Below are 21,798 nucleotides of genomic sequence, written 5' to 3' on the forward strand. Positions count from 1 at the left end.
GAAGACGGGCTGGTATTGGCTCGTCGAGCCGCTCGGCACCTACACGGCTCCGCCACTGGTGTCGCCGTCGCTTGGCTCGATCTCGATCCCTGTTCCCTCGGTTCTCGAAGCGCCCTTCGACAAGAACTACGAGCGTTACTACCAGGTAACCGATGCCTCGGGGAACCGTATCCACGTTGCCGAGACCGAAGTCGTTCTGGATACCGATGGCCGTGCTGCGCGCTTCCGCGTTACCGGCAACGTCGATGTTGTCGAAGACGACGTTCGCAATTTTTCCCACAGCCTCTATCTGGCGCTGGCCGGCTTCGGTGTCGGCAGTTTAATCGTCAACGCACTGGCCATTCTCTATGGCCTCAAGCCGCTCGATAAGGCGCGCGCGGCGCTTGAACGCATTCGCGCCGGCGAGAGCGAGCAGTTGAAGGGCGCGTTCCCGCGCGAAATTCTGCCGCTCGCCAACGAGGTCAACGCCCTGATCGACAGCAATCGCCGCATCGTGGAGCGGGCACGCATGCAGGTCGGCAATCTCGCCCACTCCCTGAAGACGCCGATTGCCGTGCTGCTCAACGAGGCGCGTGTCCTGGAACGCTCTCACGGTGATCTCGTGCGCAGCCAGGCAGAGGCGATGCAGGGTCAGGTGCAGTCGTATCTGAATCGCGCCCGAATTGCCGCACAACGCGAATCCGTGCTCGCCCGCACCGATGCCGAGCCGGCGCTGGAACGGCTGGTGCGCGTGATGCGGCGCTTGAACGTCGACAAGGAGTTCGAACTCACGGTGACGCCGCCCCATCTCGCGGTTGCCATGGAGCAGCAGGACCTCGAAGAGGTCGTCGGCAACCTTCTCGAGAATGCCGCTCGTTTCGCGGCGACCAAGGTACGCCTGTCCGTTACGGAGGCGCCCGAAGATATCAAGGGTGCCGAGGGCAGTGGGCGTCGCCACTGGGTCGAGCTTGCTGTCGAGGACGACGGGCCGGGACTTGAGCCGGATCAGATCCGCGAAGCGCTGAAGCGCGGCAAGCGGCTGGATGAAAGCAAACCAGGCACCGGGCTTGGGCTGTCCATCGTGACCGAGATTTCCAACGAGTATCAGGGTCGGCTGGAATTGTCCCGCGGGGAGTGGCGGGGTTTAAAGGCTCGGCTTATTTTGCCGGGCATCACAAAGGATGTTGCGTGAGCAATTGCTTGATGTCACATAGACCTAGGCGATTGTATAGCATGCTTTGCCTTATTGCCGACACGGCTTGGTGCGCGTGTGGCTCGTTGATTGACACCTGATTCTGGTTCGGCTGAATGATGCTACGTCTGCAAGGCATGATTGTTTCCTCGCTCCTCGTCGCCATGACGCTTTCCGGGTGCCAATCGACGAAGAGCGGTGGCTCCGGCGGTCTTTTCTCGCGGAAGCCTCCGGCTTCGGCTACCTATATTGGAGCGTTGCAGGGCGGCATCATCGGTCGCAGCGGCTTGGAACTCAGCGATAGCGACCGCCAGCGTGCCCTCGAAGCCGAGTATCGTGCCTTGGAAGGTGCCGGCGTCGGGCAGCCAGTTGTCTGGAGCGGACGTAACGTCAGCGGCAAGGTTGTCGCGGCTGCGCCCTATCAGGTCGGCTCGCAGAACTGCCGTCAGTATACACACAGCGTGACCATCGATGGCAAGGAGACGGTGGCGCGCGGCTCCGCGTGCCGAAACGACAATGGTAGCTGGTCGCCGCTGGGTTAGCGGGTTTCGCTGCATCGAGGAGACGATAGGATGAGCCGCTTACGGCATATTGCGGCCAACCGCCTCAAATAATCGTCATTGCGGCTTTGCTTGTTGGAATAGATGTTCGCTTCGAGTATTTGGCGCCTATGCTTTTCTGGATTCTTGTGGCCGCTCTGACGGCCGCCGTCGCTGCCATTCTGCTTTATCCGCTTTTGCGTGGCGCCAAAGCGGTCGATGACATGCGTGCCGGGGAGGCCGCCGTCTATCGCGATCAGCTGCGCGAACTCGATCGCGACCGCGCCGGCGGACTGATCTCAGCCGATGAAGCGGATTATGCGCGGGCCGAAATCGGCAGACGCCTGATCACAGTCTCGGCCGCGCCGGTCACCGATCGCAAGCTTTCTAAGCATTACCGTCTCTCCGAAGCCTTCGTGCTGCTGATGTTGCCGATCGTGGGGCTCTGTCTTTACAGTCTGGTGGGGCGACCGGATTTGCCGTCGCAGCCGCTGGAAGCCCGACTTGAAAACCCCGGCAACGACATGGCGATCCTGGTCGCCAAGGCCGAGCGGCACCTGGCGCAGAATCCCGATGACGGCAAGGGCTGGGACGTGCTGGCGCCGATCTACTTCAACACCATGCGCGTTGCCGATGCCGAGAATGCCTACCGGAATGCGATCCGCATGCTCGGGCCAAGCCCGGCGCGGCTGGACGGGCTTGCCGAGACGCTGATGGCGACCTCGAACGGCGTCGTCACCGAAGATGCGCGCAAGGTGCTGGAGCAGTCGCTTCAGCTGCAGCCCGATAATCCGAAGGCAATCTTCTATATTGCGCTCGGCATGGAGCAGGCAGGCCGGTCTGCAGAGGCTAAGGTCGCCTTTGAGGCCCTTGCCAAGCAATCACCCGCCGACGCGCCATGGATGCCGCTTGTTGCCGAGCATATTGCAAAGAATGGCGGCGCATTGCCGAGCGGCGCTGCGAACGCGCCGGGCAATCCGACGCAGGCGGACGTTGCGGCCGCCGAGAACATGAACGCTCGCGACCAGCAACAAATGATTCAGGTCATGGTGGAAAGCCTCGATGCCAAGCTCACCGAAGACCCGAACAATCTTGAAGGCTGGTTGCGGCTTGTCCGCTCTTATGTCGTATTGAAGGACAAGGATCGTGCGGTTGGAGCTCTGAAGCGCGGACTGGCGGCGTTTCCGGCGAGCAGCGAGCAAGGCAAGCAACTGCTGGCGCTGGCACGAGAGCTCGACATCGCGACAGAAGGAATGACGGAATGACGCGCAAGCAGAAGCGCTTGGCAATCATCGGCGGCGGCATGAGTTTCATCATTGCCGCCGTGCTGCTCGTCATGTTCGCCTTCAGCCAGTCGGTGGCCTATTTCTATATGCCGGCGGATATCGCAAAGAATCCGGTGCCGCCCGGAACCCGGATCCGGCTCGGCGGTCTTGTCGGCGAGGGGAGCATCGTGCGTGGCGCGGGATCGACGGTGCAGTTTGCCGTGACCGACGCGACGGGCGACCTTGTGAGGGTACGATATACCGGCATTCTCCCCGATCTCTTTCGCGAGGGGCAAGGAGTCGTGACCGAGGGCCGTTTCGAAACCGGCAGCGACGTCTTTACCGCCGACACCGTGCTGGCCAAGCATGATGAAAAGTACATGCCGAAGGAAGTCGCCGACAAGCTGAAGGCGCAAGGGCTCTGGAAGGAAGGGGAGGCGGCGCAATGATCATCGAGATCGGCCACTACGCTCTCATTCTTGCGCTTGCGACGGCGCTTGTGATCTCCGTTGTTCCGGTAATCGGTGCAAGACGCCTCGACCGTGCGATGATGGACGTCGCGTCCGTCGGCTCCCTGGCGATGTTTGCACTGGTGGCCTTCTCGTTCGCCGTCCTGACCTACGCTCACGTCGTCTCCGACTTTTCGGTGGCGAACGTGTGGGAGAACTCGCACTCGCTGGTGCCGCTGCTTTTCAAGTTTTCCGGCGTGTGGGGCAATCACGAAGGTTCGATGATGCTCTGGCTGCTGATCCTGGCGCTGTTCAGCGCTCTGGTGGCAGCCTTCGGACGCAATTTGCCTGACACGTTGCGGGCAAACGTGCTTGCCGCGCAGGCCTGGATTTCGGTCGCCTTCATTTTGTTCATCCTTCTGACCTCTAACCCCTTCATGCGCCTGGATCCGGCTCCGGCAGAGGGGAAGGACCTCAACCCTGTCCTGCAGGATGTCGGACTCGCGATCCACCCGCCGTTGCTCTATCTCGGCTACGTCGGCTTTTCCGTCTGCTTCTCCTTCGCCGTGGCGGCCCTTCTCGAAGGGCGCATCGATGCCGCCTGGGCGCGCTGGGTGCGGCCGTGGACGCTGGCTGCCTGGACATTTCTGACGCTCGGTATCGCCATGGGTTCTTATTGGGCATACTACGAGCTTGGATGGGGCGGCTGGTGGTTTTGGGATCCGGTCGAGAATGCATCGTTCATGCCGTGGCTTGCCGGAACGGCATTGCTGCATTCGGCACTCGTCATGGAAAAGCGCGAGGCGCTGAAAATCTGGACGGTTCTGCTTGCCATCCTGACGTTCTCGCTATCGCTGATGGGCACCTTCCTTGTACGATCGGGCGTTTTGACCTCGGTGCATGCTTTTGCCAGCGATCCCACGCGCGGCGTTTTCATCTTGTGCATCTTGCTGATTTTCATTGGCGGAGCACTGTCGCTCTTCGCGTTCCGCGCGCCGCGGCTTTCGGCAGGCGGCTTGTTTGCCCCGATTTCGCGCGAAGGGGCGCTCGTCCTCAACAACCTCATTCTCACGGTGGCTTGCGGAACGGTGCTGACCGGCACGCTCTATCCGCTGCTATTGGAGACGCTGACGGGCGACAAGATCTCGGTCGGGCCCCCCTTCTTCAACATGACCTTCGGACTGTTGATGGCGCCGCTCTTGGTCATCGTGCCCTTCGGTCCCCTGCTTGCCTGGAAGCGCGGTGACTTGCTTGCTGTTTTCCAGCGGCTCTATCTTCTCGCGATCCTGGCCTTTGTCGCGGCAGTCGCGTTCTTTTACGTCGAGCATGGGGGGCCGGTGCTTGCCGTACTCGGGCTGGCTGCCGCTCTTTTCCTGATTTTCGGCGCGATTGCCGATCTTTGGTATCGCGCGGGAGTGGGCAAGGTTGCAGCTTCAGTCGCCTGGAGGCGCCTTGCCGGTCTGCCGCGCTCGGCTTTCGGCACGGCGCTCGCGCATGCCGGGCTTGGCGTGGCCGTCCTCGGCATCGTTGTGGTGACCACTTTTGAAACCGAGCATGTGGTCGAAATGAAACCCGGCCAGACCGTAGAGGCCGGAGGCTATTCCGTGCGCTTTGACGGCATAAGGCCGGCAAACGGGCCGAATTACAGTGAGGAGCGCGGCCACTTCAGCATCGGTCGCGGTGGCGTGGAAGTCGCGGATGTATGGTCGTCCAAGCGGATCTACACGGCGCGCCAGATGCCGACGACGGAGGCCGGCATTCTGACCTTCGGCCTTAGCCAGCTCTATGTGTCACTGGGGGATGCGACGAACGACGGCGGCATGGTGGTGCGCATCTGGTGGAAGCCTTTCATCCTCTGCATTTGGGGTGGCGCAGTGATCATGGCGATCGGAGGGTTCGTCTCGCTGAGCGACCGGCGCCTGCGTGTCGGCGCTCCGAGCCGGAGGGCAAAGCCGGCGCGTCCAGCGATGGAGCCGGCGGAATGATCCGGCGCTTCGTCCTCGCACTGGCAGTGGTTCTTTCGTCTGTGCCGGCCTTTGCGGTCAACCCGGACGAGGTTCTTGCCGATCCGAAGCTGGAGGCACGGGCCCGGGCGATTTCCGCGGAACTGCGCTGCATGGTCTGCCAGAACCAGTCCATCGACGATTCCAATGCCGAGCTCGCGAAGGACCTGCGCTTGCTGGTGCGCGAGCGGCTGACCGATGGCGACACCGACGAGCAGGTCATGAACTACATCGTCTCGCGATACGGCGAATTCGTGCTCTTGAAGCCGCGTTTCGAAACGAAGACAATTCTGCTATGGGGCGCGCCGCTTCTGCTGGTTGTTGCAGGCGGCCTGTCGCTGATCGTCTTCGCGCGCAAAAGGGCTGGCCGGCCGACGGGCTCAAAGCTGACCGCCGAAGAACAGGCCCGCTTGAGTGAACTGCTCGATGAGTGATCTTTACGACTGTCTGCGGAGGCGGCCACGCACCGCAGACGCGACGAGCACCGTGGTACACGTCAGCACGACGCAGCCGGCCGCAATCGGTCCTGCCGACGGCGAGTAGACGTCCATTACCGCGCCCACCGAGGATGAGCCCACAGCACTGCCGACGGCGTAGGCAAGGGCGAAGGCTGCACTTCCCGCGACAAGCGTGTCTCCCGCGTAGCGTTCGCCGAGAATTGTCAGGGCGCAGGTGTAGAGCGAAAAACTCGCTGCTCCCATAATGCCGAACATCACCAGAATCGCTGCCTGCGACTGAAGAAACGGGATTGCGATGAAACTCAGTCCCGCCAGCAGGCCAGAGCAGATGGCGACGCCGAAGCGCGAGGTCTTGTCGAGAAGCCAGCCGACCACCGGTTGGGCAAGCGCGGTTGGCAACGCGAGCACCGTAACGCTGACGGCGGCGAACGCCTCGGAATAGCCGAGCCGGACGAAATAGACCGGCATGGCTGAGATGGCGGCAATATCGGCGAATGCAAATGCGACCACCATGCAGATCAGCATCGGCGCGCTTTTGACAAACTTGAAAAGGGCGCCCGATGCGGCCTGTTCGGGAAGCGTCCGTGCTCGCCTGGTGAGGATAATCGTCAAAAAGGCGACGCAGGCGACGTAGACGGCAAGCAGAGCGAAGGCAAAGCCTTGCTCCGTGCCGAAGATCGGAATGACCAGTGGACCCGCGGCAAAGCCGCCGCACATGCCGGCCCCATAGAGACCGGAGACGCGCCCGCGCAGGCGGTCAGGGCAGGCCGTGTTGAGCCAGGCCTCGCTCAACATGAAAATCAAACTGACGAAGAAGCCGAGAAAAAACCGGGCGATGCACCAGACCCAGAAGATGTCGAAGGTCGCGAAGGTGGAGAGGCTGACGGCACAGCCGATCAGACCCGCAACGATCAGCCGATCGCCACGCACCTTTCGCGACAGCCACGTCACCGCGAACGTCGCCACAGCCAGACCTGCCGCAAAGCAACCGGCGTTGAAGCCGATGAGGCTCGGCGAAACATTGCGATGCTCGAGGACGAGAGAAATCAGCGGGTAGGTCAGCCCCTGTGCAACCGCGAAGGCGGTGACACCGAAGATGACGGCAGCGAGCGCAGCAGTATCTGGCGCAAAATCCTCTCCCGTGACCACATGGGCCATGGTTTCGTCCTCCTCCGGTTGTAGGGAGGAGGCTTATCGACTCCCGACGCTTTCGTCGAGAGAGATTGCCGCACGGGATCGAAATGCGGTCGTATTGCACATTACGAATTTTTCATCGCACGGACAGTTCGCAGTAAGGTGTGCCGTCCTATATCTTCCTTCATCAACCGATCCGGTCATCCTGATCCTGTAGATGTTGAAGTCAAAGAAGGTGCCACTCATGTTCAAGAATATCAAAGCTCCGTCGCTCAATACCGCGCTGAAGGCTTCGACCGTCGCCGGTCTTGCCGCTGCGGTGCTTGCGACCGGTATTCCCCTCGAAATCACCCGTTCCTATGCCGAAGCCGTAAAGGTTCAGGCTCCGTCCGTTCCGAGCTTCGCGAACGTCGTCGACGCCGTCTCGCCGGCAGTTGTTTCGGTGCGTGTCGAAAACCGCGTCAAACCGGTGTCCGATGATGAGGCGAACGGCTTCACGTTCGACTTCAATGGTCGCGGCTTCGACGATCTTCCGGATGCCCTGAAGCCCTTCTTCCGCCAGTTCGGTGAGCAGGGTCCGCAGGGCCAGCAGGGCCGCCGCGGTCCTCAGGGGCATCATGGCCCGCAGGATGGCAAGGGCCGTCTGCGTCCGGTTGCCCAGGGCTCCGGCTTCTTCATTTCTGAGGATGGCTACATCGTCACCAACAACCACGTCGTTTCCGATGGCGCAGCATTCGTTGCAGTGATGAACGATGGCACCGAACTCGACGCCAAGTTGATCGGCAAGGATCCGCGTACCGACCTCGCCGTTCTGAAGGTTGATGGCAAGGGCCGCAAGTTCACTTACGTCAACTGGGCAGATGACAACAATGTTCGCGTCGGCGACTGGGTTGTCGCGGTCGGCAACCCGTTTGGTCTCGGCGGTACGGTAACAGCCGGTATCGTCTCGGCCCGTGGCCGCGACATCGGTTCTGGTCCCTATGATGATTACTTGCAGGTCGACGCTGCAGTGAACCGCGGTAACTCCGGTGGCCCGACCTTCAATCTCAATGGCGAAGTCGTCGGCATCAACACCGCGATCTTCTCTCCGTCCGGTGGCAGTGTAGGTATTGCGTTTGCCATCCCGGCGTCTACGGCCAAGGACGTCGTTGCCGACCTCATGAAGGACGGGCAGGTGTCCCGCGGCTACCTGGGCGTTCAGATCCAGCCCGTGACCAAGGACATTGCCGACTCGCTCGGCCTTTCCGAGGCAAGCGGCGCCCTTGTAGTCTCCGCTCAGGCGGGCACGCCGGGTGAGAAGGCGGGCATGAAGGCTGGCGATGTCGTCACCGCCGTCAACGGCGAGACGGTCAAGGATGCCCGCGATCTGAGCCGCCGTATCGGCGCCATGACACCCGGCAAGAAGGTCGAGCTTTCTGTCTGGCGCTCCGGCAAGGCTCAGTCCCTGACGGTCGAACTCGGAACGCTGCCGGCCGAACAGAAGGATGCTTCCGCTGACGACGGCGATCAGGCACCGGAAAGCCAGGCTCCTGCTTCGGAAAAGGCACTCGCTGATCTCGGCTTGACGGTTGGTCCTTCTGACGATGGCAAGGGCCTGCAGATCACCGGTATCGATCCGGACTCCGACGCTGCCGACAAGGGCATCAAAGAAGGCGAGAAGATCACCTCGGTCAATAACCAGGAAGTCTCGAGTGCCGACGATGTCGTCAAGGTCCTGAACCAGGCGAAGAAGGATGGCCGCACACGGGCACTCTTCCAGATCCAGTCGAAGGACGGCAGCCGCTTCGTCGCCCTTCCGATCAACGACCAGGGTTAACCCTCCGACCCTGACAGAGTGGGAGCCGCGCCTTCTGGGCGCGGCTTCCTTTCGCTAATATCGTAGGGTGATTGCAATGACCTCTGTGCGACAGGAAGAAGCTTTGAGCCTTGCCGAAACGCAACCGGCGGGTAATGTCGGCCGCATGAAGATTCTCATCATCGAAGACGATCTGGAAGCAGCGGTCTACCTTACCAAGGCGTTTCGTGAGGCCGGCATTGTGGCCGACCATGCAAGCGACGGCGAAAGCGGGCTCTTCATGGGCTCGGAAAACACCTACGACGTGATCGTCATCGATCGCATGCTGCCGCGCCGCGACGGTCTGTCCGTTATCAGCGAATTGCGCCGCAAGGGAATTCACACGCCTGTTCTCATTCTCTCCGCTCTCGGTCAGGTGGACGATCGTGTTACCGGTCTCAGGGCAGGTGGCGACGACTATCTGCCGAAACCCTATGCATTCAGTGAGCTTCTCGCCCGTGTCGAGGTGCTCGGTCGCCGTAAAGGCACTCCGGACCAGGACGTTGTTTATCGTGTCGGCGACTTGGAACTCGACCGGCTCGCGCATGAGGTCCGTCGCGGCGGCAAGGAGATACCGCTGCAGCCGCGCGAATTCCGTCTCCTTGAATATCTGATGAAGAACGCCGGCCAGGTCGTCACTCGCACGATGCTTCTCGAGAATGTCTGGGACTACCATTTCGATCCACAGACCAACGTTATCGACGTGCATGTTTCGCGGTTGCGGTCCAAGATCGAGAAGGACTTCAGCCAGCCGCTTCTCAAGACCATTCGCGGCGCGGGGTATATGATCAAGGACGAGGGATGAACCGTTTCTGGTTTCTCTTCAAGTCCACGGCAGTCCGCCTTTCGGCACTTTACATCCTGCTCTTTGCCATCTGCGCCGCGACGCTCGTCTTCTATGTGACGGCAATGTCCGAGCGGCTTCTGACCAACCAGATCCGCGAAGCCGTGCAGCAGGAAGTGGATCAGGTCCAGCGAGCGTACGATACCGGCGGCATGAATCTTCTTCTGCGCACGATGGAACGCCGCGCGCGCCAGCCGGGCGCCAATCTCTATATTATTGCGGGTCCTTCAGGCGATATTCTCGCAGGGAACGTCGCGTCCGTGCAGCCCGGTGTGCTCGATGAAGAGGGGTGGACTTCCTTGCCCTTCATGTATCAGCGCTATGCGGATAGCGGCCTCAGCCGCCGGCATATGGCGGTCGCTAACATTTTCGTGCTTGACAACGGGTTGCGCCTGCTGATCGGCCGCGACCTGGGCGAGCCCGAGGCATTTCGCGGGCTGGTCCGGCAGGCGCTGATGATCGCTCTCGCGATCATGGGTCTCGGGGCCATCGTCATCTGGTTCGGCATCGGTCGGAACGCCCTGAAGCGCATTGACCGCATGTCCGATGCCAGCAAGAAGATCATGGCAGGTGATCTCTCGCAGCGTCTTCCGGTTGGGGGCTCTGGCGACGAGTTCGATCGCCTCTCTGTCTCGCTCAATACGATGCTCGGACGGATAGAGAAGCTGAACGAGGGTTTGCGGCAGGTCTCCGACAATATTGCGCATGACCTGAAGACGCCGCTGACGCGGCTGCGCAACAAGGCCGCCGACGCCCTGGATACCACTGACGGCGAGATGCGGCGCACCGCCCTCGAAGGAATCATCTCCGAGTCCGATCAGTTGATCCGCACGTTCAACGCCCTACTAATGATTTCGCGTGTTGAGGCGGGCTCTGTTGCCGCTGAAATGTCGCCTGTCGATCTCTCGGCCATCGTAGCGGACAGTGCTGAACTCTATGAGCCCGTCGCCGACGAAGCAGGCTTGGCGCTTACGTCGTCGATCGAGCCTGGTATCGAAGTGCAGGGCAATCGCGAGCTGATCGGCCAAGCGATTTTCAATCTCATCGACAATGCTATCAAGTATTCCTCGGATGCGGAGGGCCACGGCGATATTGCGCTGACACTGCTCCGCCGCGCTGATGGCATTTGCCTCTCCATTGCTGACCGTGGGCTCGGTATCCCAGCCGAGCAGCGAGCAGATGTGCTGAAGCGCTTCGTGCGGCTGGATGAAAGCCGCTCCAAACCCGGCACCGGCCTTGGCCTCTCATTGGTCGAGGCGGTCATGGAATTGCACGGTGGTAAGCTCGAACTGTCCGATACGGATCCGCAAAGCCAGGAAAAGCGCGGTCTTACCGTCAGCATGATCTTTCCAGTGAAGTAGCGTTGCAGGAGCGCGGCGGCGGATCGAATTCGGTGTTGGCCATCGCCGCCGAAGACCCTACCTTAGATCGCAATTGCCGGAAGCTGCTATGATTCTCCCCGGCGGTTCTCGGTTCTGTTCGCCAGGGAGGGTGCATGCTGACGAGTTCGAGGCATAGCCTTGCTGAAGTAGCCGACGGGTTGCTGAAGCCGCTGAACAAGAGCGAGCTGAAACTTGCACAGGCAGATCTCCAGAAGATCGGCAAGAGCGAGCCTGCAGTGGCCGAGATGCTGACGGCGGAAAGCAACCTTCGCGACTTCATCACGGCTGCGCTGACCTTGTCTCCCTACCTGCGTGAGATTGCGAACATCGATACGGCAATCCTCGCGGTTGCGATCTCGGAGCCGCTGGAGCCTCGGATTGAGGCGCTGATCGCGGAGGCAAGGGCCTGCTGGAGGCCCCAAGGAAACGGCGAGCTGCCCAGCGAGGCCGAAGTCATGAGCCGCCTGCGCATCGTCAAGCGCAAGGTCGCCTTCCTTGTCGCTCTGGCCGATCTGGCGCGGGTATTCGATGGTCGTGCGACGACTGCCTGGCTCACCCGGCTTGCGGAAGCGTCTGTTGCTGCGGCGATCGATCACCTCCTTCTGGCCGCTCATGACGGCCGCAAGATCGCGCTGAAGGACGTTGCCGCTCCAAGCGAGGGGTCTGGCTTGATCATTCTCGGGATGGGCAAGCTCGGGGCTTCCGAGCTCAACTACTCATCCGATATCGATCTGGTCGTCTTCTTCGACGAACAGGCGGGAATCGTCGCGGATCCCGACGACGCGATCGATATCTTCCCGCGGCTGATGCGACGGCTTGTGCGGATCATGCAGGAGCGGACGGCGGATGGATACGTCTTCCGCACCGACTTGCGGCTGCGGCCCGATCCGGGATCAACGCCGCTTGCCATCCCCGTCGACGCGGCCATGATCTACTATGAGGGTAGGGGGCAAAACTGGGAGCGCGCCGCCTTCATCAAGGCGCGTGCTGTCGCTGGCGATTTTGAGGCTGGCGAGCAGTTCCTGCGCGGGCTCGTTCCGTTTGTGTTTCGCAAGTATCTGGACTACGCGGCCATCGCCGATATCCATTCCATCAAGCGGCAGATCCATGCCCACAAGGGACATGGCGCGATCGCGGTCAAGGGACACAATGTAAAGCTCGGCCGCGGCGGCATCCGCGAGATCGAGTTCTTCGCGCAGACACAGCAATTGATCGCCGGCGGCCGGATGCCGTCTCTTCGTTGCCGTGGCACCGAAGAGACGTTGGCGGAGCTGACAAGGGCGAAATGGATTGACGAGGAAACGCGGGACGAGCTGACCGAGGCATATTGGTTCCTTCGCGACGTCGAACATCGAATTCAGATGGCGCACGACGAGCAAACGCATCTTCTGCCCGAGACCGAAACCGATCTGAAGCGCATCGCCTTCATGATGGGGTTCGACGATACGGCGAGCTTTGCCGCGCGCCTGGTCGAGGTCTTCAAAACCGTCGAGCGGCGCTACGCGCGCCTCTTCGAACAGGAGACCAAGCTTTCGACGGAAACAGGCAATCTGGTTTTTACCGGGCAGGCCGATGACCCCGATACGTTGAACACCTTGCGCAAGCTGGGCTTCGAACGGCCCTCCGATATCTCACGCGTTATCCGTACCTGGCACTACGGTCGCTACAAGGCGACGCAGTCGGTCGAGGCGCGTGAGCGCTTGACCGAACTGACACCGGAACTGTTGCGCGTGTTCGGGGAGAGCAAACGCGCCGATGAGGCGATCCTGCGTTTCGACAACTTTCTGTCAGGCCTGCCCGCCGGCATTCAGCTGTTTTCGCTCCTCGGCAGCAACCCGGCGCTTCTGTCGCTCATAGTCAACATCATGTCCTCGGCTCCCAAGCTGGCGGAGGTCATCGCGGCCAAACCGCATGTCTTCGACGGCATGCTCGATCCCGGGCTGATGGCGGAATTGCCGACGCGCGCCTATCTCGCCGAGCGCATCCGCAGCTTTCTCGCGCCGGCACGATACTATGAGGAGGTGCTGGATCGACTGCGCATCTTCGCAGACGAACAGCGCTTCCTCATCGGCATCCGGTTGCTGACCGGCGCGATCCGGGGGGCCATGGCCGGCCGCGCCTTCACGCATGTGGCCGATCTCGTCCTCGAAGCGGCGCTCGATGCCGTGATGAAGGAGATCAGGACGGCACATGGCGATTTTCCGGGTGGCCGGGTGGCTGTCGTCGGCATGGGCAAGCTCGGGAGCTTCGAACTCACCGCCGGCTCCGATATCGATATCATCTTGCTCTACGACTACGACGATGAAGCGGCCGAGTCCTCAGGTCCCAAGCCACTCGACGCGACGCGCTACTTCACCCGCGTCACGCAGCGGCTGATCTCGGCGCTCTCGGCGCCGACGGCGGAGGGCGTACTTTATGAGGTCGACATGCGCCTAAGGCCGTCCGGAAACAAAGGGCCGGTCGCTACCCGCATCAAGTCCTTCGAAAAATATCAGCGTGAAGAGGCCTGGACTTGGGAACACATGGCGCTGACGCGTGCCCGCCTCGTGTGCGGTGACAGAGTGCTGATCAGTGAGGCCGAGCGGATCATCGCCGACGTGCTCTTTTCGAAGGCCGATGTAGAGAAGATCGCCAAGGACGTGTCCGAGATGCGCGCCTTGATCGAGCAGGAAAAGCCGCCCACCAGCATATGGGACCTGAAGCTTATTCCGGGCGGACTGATCGACATCGAATTCATCGCGCAGTATCTGCGGCTCGTTGCCTCGACGAAAGGCATCGTCGTTGAGGGGGATGACTTCAACACGGCGGGGCAGGTGAAGCTTCTCGGGGTGGAGCTGATGGACCGCGACGACATGGAGCTTTGCCTGGCGGCGCTGTCGCTCTATACGGATATTTCGCAGCTGATCCGCCTGTGCATCGACGGCCTGTTCGATCCCAAGGAGGCTCCGGCGGGCCTCACGGATCTCGTTTCCCGTGCGGGCGACTGCCCGGATATCAAGACGCTCGAAGGAGAGATCAAACATCTTTCGAAAGCCGTCAGGAAGATTTTTCAGACGGTAGTGAAAGCCTAGTGACCGTTGTTCGGGATGTGCAGTGAAATGACCGTGCCGATCGCCTCGCGCGAGCGGATTTTCATTTTGCCCCCGTGAAGGGTCGTCAAAGAACGCGAGATGGCGAGGCCGAGCCCAGAACCCCCCTTGCTTTTCGCGTACTGGTTTTGGACCTGCTCGAAGGGCTGGCCAATCTTGCCGAGCGCCGCGCGAGGGATGCCGATGCCGGTGTCTGCAATCGTCAGCATGACGCCGCTGTTGGTGCGACGCGTGCGAACGGCGATGCGGCCGCCTTCGTTGGTAAACTTCACGGCGTTGGAAAGCAGGTTGAGCAGGATCTGCTTCATTGCGCGGCGATCGGCAGTCAGCCGCATCCCATCGCAAATGCGCTGTTCTACGAAGATATTCTTCTGTGCTGCCGGGATCGCAGTGAAGCGAAGGCTTTCTTCGATGAGCGGCGCAAGATCGATTGCCTCGCACTCGAGCTTCATGTGGCCGGCTTCGATCTTCGACATGTCGAGAATGTCGCTGATGACGTTCAGAAGATGTTTGCCGCTGTCGTGGATGTCGCGCGCGTATTCATTGTACTTCGATGAGCCGAGCGGGCCGAACATCTGATCCTGCAGGATTTCCGAAAAGCCGAGGATTGCGTTGAGTGGCGTCCGAAGCTCGTGGGACATATTGGCCAGGAACTCGCTCTTTGCCCGATTGGCGCCCTCCGCGCGCTCCTTCTCAACCAGATAGTTGGAGTTCGCAACGGAGAGCGCGGCCTTCTGGCTTTCCAGAGTCTGGCGGGAAGCGGAGAGGTCACCGATGGTCGCCATGAGCCGGCGTTCGGAGTCACGCAGACGCTCCTGGTTGCGTTTCAGCAAGGTGATATCAGTGCCAACCGAAACCATGCCGCCGTCGCGCGTACGGCGCTCATTGATCTGCAGCCAGCGCTCGTCGGCAAGCTGGACTTCCGTCGTGCGGGAGTATCCGGAGCCGTCGGCGTCAGCGATCCGGCGTTCGATGACGGGGCGAGCCGCCGCGGCGTTGACGACTGTGCGCTCGGTCCCTGGAACCAGAACGCTATCCGGAAGTCCATATGCCTGCTGGAAGTGCGCGTTGCACATGACGAGACGGTCGTTCTTGTCCCAGAGCACGAAAGCTTCCGATGTGCATTCGATGGCGTCTGCCAGTCGCTGGTCGGCCTCGGCGTAGCGTTGGGCTAGGCGATGCTGCTCGGTCACGTCCATCGCAATGCCGATCATGTGAACGCGGCCGGAATTGGTGCGGATCACCTGGGCGCGGGCTCGCATCCAGACATAGTGACCGCCGGCATGCCGCATGCGGAAGATCTGATCGACCTGGCCGGCATCGCCGCGGGCAATCGACCGGGCGATTTCGTAAACACCGCCGTCATCCGGATGCATCAGGCGGGCCGCATCGCTGAAGCACATCATCCGGTCTGAACCGGGAAGGCCAAGCATCTCGTACATCGAGCGCGACCAGTAAAATTCGCGCCTGTCGAAATCGAAATCCCAAAGCCCGCAGCGGCCGCGCGACAGCGCCGTTTCGACGCGGAGGTTCGACTCCACAAAGATATCGTCAGCATCGCGGGCGCGCTTCACCTGCATGTAGTAGGCGTAGAGGATGACGAGCAGGATCGAGGAGATGCCTGCGAAGAGTGTCACGTTTAGCGTGACTTCGTCCCGCCAGAGCTTGCCGATCCGCTCCAGCGATGTCGCGGCGACGACATACCCCCCGGAACCGCCGATCAGGGTAATCTCGGCGTAGTACGGACGGTTGCTGATCGTCGTCTCGATGACGCCAGCGCGATCGCCGAAACGGCGGATTGCCGAGATCTCCGAGAAGAAATCACCGACGCTGGCGCCAAGATAGGCTGAGCCGGCCGCCGTGGCTGCAAACACCTTGCCGTTCGGCTGCACCAGCAGCACGAAGGCGTCGTCGTCCAGGCGGTCCTGCGGCAGGAAGCGCGCCAGCCGAGCCTGCGCCTGCACGGCGTCGGCGGCCTCGAATATCTGGTCGGCATCGGCGAAGGCCGCAGCAGCGGTCGCGGCGGCGAGCGCGGTGGAGTGACGGGCTGCAGCCTCGGTTCGACTGTACTCGGAGACCATTCCGAAAAAATGCGACGCAGCCACAACCGCAAGGAAGGCCACGATCAGGATTGGAATAATTCGCTTCAGGACGATTTCGACCTGGGACAGGTTGCGCGAGGACGACAAGGAAACGCTTGAGTGCTTGGCTGAAAAGCTATCACGCCAGGCCAGGAGGCCGTCGAAATCGACACGCAGCCGTCCGTCGGCTGCGGTTGCCCGCCGCACGTTCATCATCTCTTCAGCCTTGATCCCTCGTGTGATTCGCAGCGCCGCTCGCCCGAACCTAACTCAATGAATCACTGGTGATTCGCCTTGTCCAGAGGAAAAGGTAAAAATCTGTTAACTGATTCTAGATGCTGATTTTTCTTCGGCGGTCGGAATGTCGCTGCGAGTTTCGCGGCGACATTCGACGGCAAATCACCCTTTGAGAGTGCGTTCGACAATGTCGCGGACGTCGGTCGAAAGCTCGGCAGCCCGTTCGATTTCCAACAGGGCGGCACGGGCGTGGTCCTGCCGAACCGGCTCAAGGGAACGCCAGGAACGCATTGACGTCAGGATGCGGGCAGATAACTGAGGGTTGCGCTGATCGATCTCGAGAATCTCGCGAGCGAGGAAGCGGTAGCCTTCTCCATCGGCGCGGCCGAAGCCCGTCGGATTGGCGAAAGCGAAGGTACCGACAAGCGAACGAACGCGATTGGGGTTGGTCCTCTTGAACAGAGGGTTCTCCATCAGCTTCAGCACCCGATCGAGCGTGCCGGCGCCAGGTATGGTTGCCTGCACCGAGAACCATTTGTCGACGACCAGTGCGTTTTCAGCGAAGCGATCCCGGAAGATCGACAACGCTTCCGCAGCTTCCGCACTGTCCGGAAAGCGGTGCGCAAGAATGGTCAGGGCATGCAGCAGGTCGGTCATGTTGTTGGCAGCATCGAAGGCAGCCTTGGCGCGTGCCGGCGAATTCTCGGCGTAGGAGAGGTAGGTCAGGGCAGCGTTGCGCAAGGCACGGCGACCGGCACTCGTTGCGTCCGGGCTGAAGGCGCCCGGTGTCGTCACCGAGTCATAGAGTGTAAGGAACGTGTTCCGTCCGGCGTCGGCGACTTGCTTCATCACCGCCTGGCGTCCGTCATGGATTGCGTCCGGATCGACATTGCCCCCGAGTTCGCGGGCAATATCGGCTTCGCTTGGCAGGGCCAGGGCCTGGGCGCGGAAGGCGGGCTCAAGGCTCTCGTCAGCCGCAGCGACTACAAGGGTGTCGACGAATGTTGCTTCAGAACCGACGGTCTTTCCTTCACGGGCATCGCGCGCTGCGTTCAGAAGGTTCGGAAGTGCAAGGTCCGTCAGGGCCTGCCATCGCGCGAAATGGTCAGTCTCATGGCGGGCAAGTAGCGCCAAGTCGGCGGGCGACTGGTCGAAATGGAGATTGATCGGCGCCGAGAAGCTGCGATTGATCGAGACCACGGGCCGCGTCTGGACGCCGTGGAATACGACCGTTTGGGTGCGCGCAGTCAGATGCAGCACGCTGCCGGCATATTCGGCACCTTCGACGGAGGTCGGAGCTATGCCCACACCGTCTTCAGCGAAGAGCTGCAAACTCAGCGGGATGTGCATCGGCTTCTTCTCTGACTGGCCGGGCGTCGCCGGGACAATCTGCTCGAGCGAGAGGCTGAAGGTCTTTCCGGCAGCGTCATAGGATCCCGAAGCGGTAACCAGCGGCGTGCCGGCCTGATGGTACCAGAGCGAGAACTGTGCGAGGTCGCGCCCGCTTGCGCCCTCGAAGCATTTGACGAAGTCCTCGATCGTAACGGCCTGGCCGTCGTGGTGATCGAAGTAGAGGTCCATGCCTTTCTTGAACGTGTCCTTACCGAGCAGCGTTGCGATCATTCGCGTGACTTCGCTGCCCTTCTCATAGACGGTCGTTGTGTAGAAGTTGTTGATTTCGCGGTATTTCGTGGGCCGAACCGGATGGGCAAGCGGACCCGCATCCTCCGGGAACTGCTCGGATTTTAGGTGGCGGACCTCAGCGATGCGCTTGACCGGGCGCGAGCGCTGGTCGGCGGAGAACTCGTGATCGCGATAGACGGTCAGTCCTTCCTTCAGGCACAGCTGGAACCAGTCGCGGCAGGTGATGCGGTTGCCGGTCCAGTTGTGGAAATATTCGTGCGCGATGATCGCTTCGATGTTGGCGTAGTCGCTATCGGTAGCCGTTTCCGGATCGGCAAGGACGTACTTGTCGTTGAAGACGTTGAGGCCCTTGTTCTCCATGGCGCCCATGTTGAAGTCGGAGACTGCGACGATCATGAAGATGTCGAGATCGTACTCGCGTTCGAAGACGTCCTCGTCCCACTTCATCGAGCGCTTCAGCGCGTCCATCGCATAGGCGGCGCGCGGTTCCTTGCCATGCTCGACATAGATCTTCAGCGCGACCTCGCGACCGGACATCGTCGTGAACGTATCTTCGATGACACCAAGATCGCCGGCGACTAACGCGAAGAGATAGCTTGGCTTCGGATGCGGGTCGAACCAGGCGGCAAAGTGCTTGCCTTCGCCATAGCCAGCGCCGCCGAGGAAGTTGCCGTTCGACAGCAGCAGCGGATTGGCAGCCTTGTCGGCAATGATGTTGACCGTGTAGGGCGCCAGGACGTCGGGGCGATCCGGGAAATAGGTGATGCGGCGGAAGCCTTCGGCTTCACACTGCGTGCAGTAGATACCGCCGGTGCGGTAGAGGCCCATCAGCTTCGTATTGGCTTCGGGGTTGATGATCGTTGTGATCGTCAGTTCGAACGGCTCGGATGCCGGCAGATCGCGGACTGTCAGGCTTTCAGGCGTTACCGTGTATTGGTTCGCCGGCATTTCCATCTGGTCGAACAGCAGGCCGGACAGTGTTAACTCATCACCATCGAGCACCAGCGGGGCCTTGGGATCGACGCCTTCGCGGCGATGAAAGATCAGTCGTGCCTCGACCTTGGTTTCAGTCGGATCGAGTTCGAAGGTAAGGTCCACGCGTTCCAGAACGAATTCGGTGGGCTGGTAGTCTGCCAGATTGATGACCTGGCCGGTATCTGTACGCATGATGCTCCCTGAAGACCTTGAGCGGATGGCTGCTTCGTCTGCGGAGTGGGCACTCCGCCACAAATTTTGAGGGCATGATTACATTAAAGTCTGAACTAAAGTTAAAGCGAAATCGAGGCAGCGGAAGATTTGGAGACTCTGGGAACGGCTATATCTGGGCGGATCTGGGAATGGGATTTGAGGTTGATGGCTGCTTTGATCGCCTCGTCGCCTTGAGTTCGCTGAACGACGACTATGCTTCGTATTGCCGGCGCTGAGATCTCGGGGTTTGTACCAATTTTCCTCGGTTGCTACGCGTATCGAGAGTGGCGGTCATCTGGTCTGCTCGGTGGCTCTGTAAACTTTCCGATTTTCTATCTGTTCATTCGGCACAACGACTGTCACAGTCACGCTGCGTCGAGTCTGGCGCATTCTCCTGCTTCAAAACAGCAATACAAGAGTTCAAGACATGCGGTCGGCTACGGGAAACCCGATGAGGGGCATTGCGTTCAAGGTCGGCTCGGTTGTTGTCTTCCTTGTAATGCAGACCTTCATCAAGCTTGCCGGCAGCGACATCCAGCCGGGGCAGGTGACTTTCTGCCGTTCCTTCTTTGCGCTGTTTCCGATCATGGCTTACCTAGCCTATCGCGGGCAGTTGCGATCGGCATTCTATACTGCCAATCCGATCGGACACCTGAAGCGGGGGACGCTCGGCATCATATCGATGGGACTAGGCTTCTACGGGCTGCTGCACCTGCCGCTGCCAGAGGCGATTGCGCTCGGCTACGCGATGCCGCTTGTCGCCGTGATTTTTGCGGCGCTGTTCCTCGGTGAAACCGTACGAATCTACCGCTGGAGCGCGGTACTTTTCGGAATGGTGGGCGTGGCCATCATATCCTGGCCGAAGCTCACGCTTTTTCGCGAGGGCGGCATCCATGCCGAGCAGGCGATCGGTGCGATCACGGTGCTGCTGGCTTCTGTGCTCGGCGGTATGGCGATGATTCAGGTGCGGCGATTGGTTGAGGAAGAGAAGACGGCGACAATCGTTCTCTATTTTTCGATCATTGCCACAGTGTTCTCGCTCGTGACGGTTCCGTTCGGTTGGCAGGTCCTTGATCTGAAACCGCAATTGCTTCTCGTTGCGGCCGGCTTCTGTGGGGGCGTGGCGCAAATCCTGCTTACGGAGAGCTATCGGCACGCGGATGTCTCGACGGTTGCTCCGTTCGAGTACACATCGATCGTCATCGGAAGCGTCATCGCCTATTTTGTGTTTGGCGATGTCCCAGGCGGCAGCACGCTGATGGGAACTGCGATTGTCGTCGCAGCCGGGATATTCATCATCTACCGCGAACACCAACTTGATCTGGAGCGGCGCGCCGCCCGGCAAGCCGGATCGTGAAAGCCGCTTCCATTTTTCTTTGTGATCGTTTCGCTGAAGTTCTCTCGTTATGCGGGAGAAATTCAAACGAAATAGTGAACGTATCCGAACGTTTGTTGCGGCTTATGAACTTGACGAAGCTTCATTTATTCGCGAATGCGCATGTTATTGGGTTGATCGGACGTCGTGGTGCCTCGGGAGTGCCGACGCCGGGTATGCGCGCGTCGGGAGAAAAATGCCTTTTAATGCCGAAGACTTGGTTGCGAACCCGAAGTTCATCCTAGCCATCCGCTTCCACGCGGGGCGCATGCGCGGCATGTTCGATGCTGGCCCACGACTGGCACGATTGCTTGCTTCCCAGCAGCGCTGGCTGCTGACGCAGACCGCTTACGCCCTTGCCATGGAGCGCGATCCTGCTGATCCGGCGTCAGGTTTCACAGCTGCCCGACTGACGGGCGAGATCACGTCCCGCAAGGTGGCTAGCCGCAACACGGTGCTGAGCTTCATCGAGGAACTCTTCACCTACCGCTTCATAGCCTACGAGCCAGGGGCGGAGCGGCGTCGTCCGCGCCACTTCGAGCCGGCAGAGATCAGTCATCAGGCGATATTGGGATGGCTCGTCTCGAACCTAGGAGCCCTTGATTTGGTGGACGGTGGAAATCGGGCCGCCCATGTTGAGGCCCATCCGGAATTGGTTCGGATCCTTCAGCCGCGTATCGCACGCAATTGCCTTCAAGATCCACTGTGGCGGGAGCCCGCGGAGGATGTGGCGCTTTTCCTGTGGACCGACGCTGGGGGTCTGATCGTCGATCACCTGGTATCCCGAATGGATCTGGTAGGAAATGACCCCGAGCGCGTTGTGGTCGGTCATGTCGACAGTCGCGCCCTTGCGGCGGATTTCATGATTTCGCGCACGCACTTGCAGCGGCTTTTTGCCAAAGCAGCGCAGCAAGGATCTATTGGCTGGGAAACGACCGAAAGGAAACCTCTACTCTGGATGTCGCGCTCGTTCGTCGAACAGTACAGTCAGTGGCAAGCGATCAAGTTCGCGTACGTGGATGAGGCGTTCCACTGGGGAACGAGATAGTCGCGACAAAGCGCCGCCTACTAAGCGGCCAGATCCGCGAGAATGCGCTTGGCGATA

15 protein-coding genes are annotated in these 21,798 nt (G+C 60.6%); 12 read left to right on the forward strand and 3 right to left on the reverse strand.

Features of this window, described 5'->3' with window-relative positions; genetic code table 11:
- The 6 genes from PMI09_RS04105 to PMI09_RS04130 all read left to right on the forward strand — a co-directional run.
- A partial coding sequence (locus PMI09_RS04105) for a sensor histidine kinase (protein WP_007789166.1) occupies window positions 1-1,171 on the forward strand: 1,171 nt, incomplete at its 5' end.
- A 116-nt stretch (window positions 1,172-1,287) separates the two neighbouring features.
- Complete coding sequence (locus tag PMI09_RS04110) at window positions 1,288-1,713, forward strand: hypothetical protein (RefSeq protein WP_007789167.1); 426 nt, start codon at window positions 1,288-1,290, stop codon at window positions 1,711-1,713.
- A gap of 128 nt (window positions 1,714-1,841) precedes the next feature.
- A complete protein-coding gene (gene ccmI / locus PMI09_RS04115) occupies window positions 1,842-2,975 on the forward strand; it encodes a c-type cytochrome biogenesis protein CcmI (protein ID WP_007789168.1) in 1,134 nt (377 codons plus the stop codon).
- On the forward strand, window positions 2,972-3,424 hold the full coding sequence (gene ccmE, locus PMI09_RS04120; RefSeq protein ID WP_007789169.1) for a cytochrome c maturation protein CcmE: 453 nt from the start codon (window positions 2,972-2,974) through the stop codon (window positions 3,422-3,424). Before ccmI ends, ccmE begins: the two co-directional genes overlap by 4 nt.
- Window positions 3,421-5,409, forward strand: a complete 1,989-nt coding sequence (locus tag PMI09_RS04125; RefSeq protein ID WP_007789170.1) for a heme lyase CcmF/NrfE family subunit — start codon at window positions 3,421-3,423, stop codon at window positions 5,407-5,409. The genes ccmE and PMI09_RS04125 overlap by 4 nt, the downstream gene beginning before the upstream one ends.
- Window positions 5,406-5,861 (forward strand): cytochrome c-type biogenesis protein, encoded by a 456-nt coding sequence (locus tag PMI09_RS04130; protein WP_007789171.1) that lies wholly within the window; start codon window positions 5,406-5,408, stop codon window positions 5,859-5,861. Before PMI09_RS04125 ends, PMI09_RS04130 begins: the two co-directional genes overlap by 4 nt.
- A gap of 3 nt (window positions 5,862-5,864) precedes the next feature.
- Here PMI09_RS04130 and PMI09_RS04135 read toward each other — a convergent pair whose 3' ends face one another.
- The gene (locus PMI09_RS04135) at window positions 5,865-7,043 is read right to left on the reverse strand and encodes an MFS transporter (protein ID WP_007789172.1); all 1,179 of its coding nucleotides are present in this window, start codon (window positions 7,041-7,043) and stop codon (window positions 5,865-5,867) included.
- A gap of 220 nt (window positions 7,044-7,263) precedes the next feature.
- Between PMI09_RS04135 and PMI09_RS04140 the strand changes: the two genes are divergently transcribed.
- From PMI09_RS04140 to PMI09_RS04155, 4 genes are all read left to right on the forward strand, one after another.
- Entirely contained in the window at window positions 7,264-8,835 is a 1,572-nt protein-coding gene (locus PMI09_RS04140; protein ID WP_007789173.1) for a Do family serine endopeptidase, read from the forward strand.
- A 145-nt stretch (window positions 8,836-8,980) separates the two neighbouring features.
- Complete coding sequence (locus PMI09_RS04145) at window positions 8,981-9,658, forward strand: response regulator transcription factor (RefSeq protein WP_016553316.1); 678 nt, start codon at window positions 8,981-8,983, stop codon at window positions 9,656-9,658.
- Complete coding sequence (locus PMI09_RS04150; RefSeq protein WP_007789176.1) at window positions 9,655-11,058, forward strand: sensor histidine kinase; 1,404 nt, start codon at window positions 9,655-9,657, stop codon at window positions 11,056-11,058. Before PMI09_RS04145 ends, PMI09_RS04150 begins: the two co-directional genes overlap by 4 nt.
- Before the next feature lie 134 nt (window positions 11,059-11,192).
- Window positions 11,193-14,150: a bifunctional [glutamine synthetase] adenylyltransferase/[glutamine synthetase]-adenylyl-L-tyrosine phosphorylase gene (locus PMI09_RS04155; protein WP_007789177.1), complete on the forward strand. Its 2,958-nt coding sequence runs from the start codon at window positions 11,193-11,195 to the stop codon at window positions 14,148-14,150.
- Here the strand turns inward: PMI09_RS04155 and PMI09_RS04160 are convergent.
- Together PMI09_RS04160 and pepN are read right to left on the reverse strand one after the other, a co-directional pair.
- Window positions 14,147-16,465, reverse strand: a complete 2,319-nt coding sequence (locus tag PMI09_RS04160; RefSeq protein WP_007789179.1) for a PAS domain-containing sensor histidine kinase — start codon at window positions 16,463-16,465, stop codon at window positions 14,147-14,149. The genes PMI09_RS04155 and PMI09_RS04160 overlap by 4 nt on opposite strands.
- 183 nt (window positions 16,466-16,648) lie before the next feature.
- The gene (pepN, locus tag PMI09_RS04165) at window positions 16,649-19,297 is read right to left on the reverse strand and encodes an aminopeptidase N (protein ID WP_007789181.1); all 2,649 of its coding nucleotides are present in this window, start codon (window positions 19,295-19,297) and stop codon (window positions 16,649-16,651) included.
- Between the two features lie 448 nt (window positions 19,298-19,745).
- On the opposite strand from pepN, the gene PMI09_RS04170 reads away from it, so the two are divergent.
- Both PMI09_RS04170 and PMI09_RS04175 read left to right on the forward strand, forming a co-directional pair.
- On the forward strand, window positions 19,746-20,675 hold the full coding sequence (locus tag PMI09_RS04170; RefSeq protein WP_007789183.1) for a DMT family transporter: 930 nt from the start codon (window positions 19,746-19,748) through the stop codon (window positions 20,673-20,675).
- Between the two features lie 214 nt (window positions 20,676-20,889).
- Window positions 20,890-21,741 carry a hypothetical protein gene (locus PMI09_RS04175; protein WP_007789184.1) on the forward strand — a complete coding sequence of 284 codons (852 nt, stop codon included), beginning with the start codon at window positions 20,890-20,892 and terminating at the stop codon, window positions 21,739-21,741.
- Window positions 21,742-21,798 lie beyond the last annotated feature (57 nt).

This window comes from Rhizobium sp. CF122 (genome assembly GCF_000282035.1).
Classification (GTDB): Bacteria; Pseudomonadota; Alphaproteobacteria; order Rhizobiales; family Rhizobiaceae; genus Rhizobium.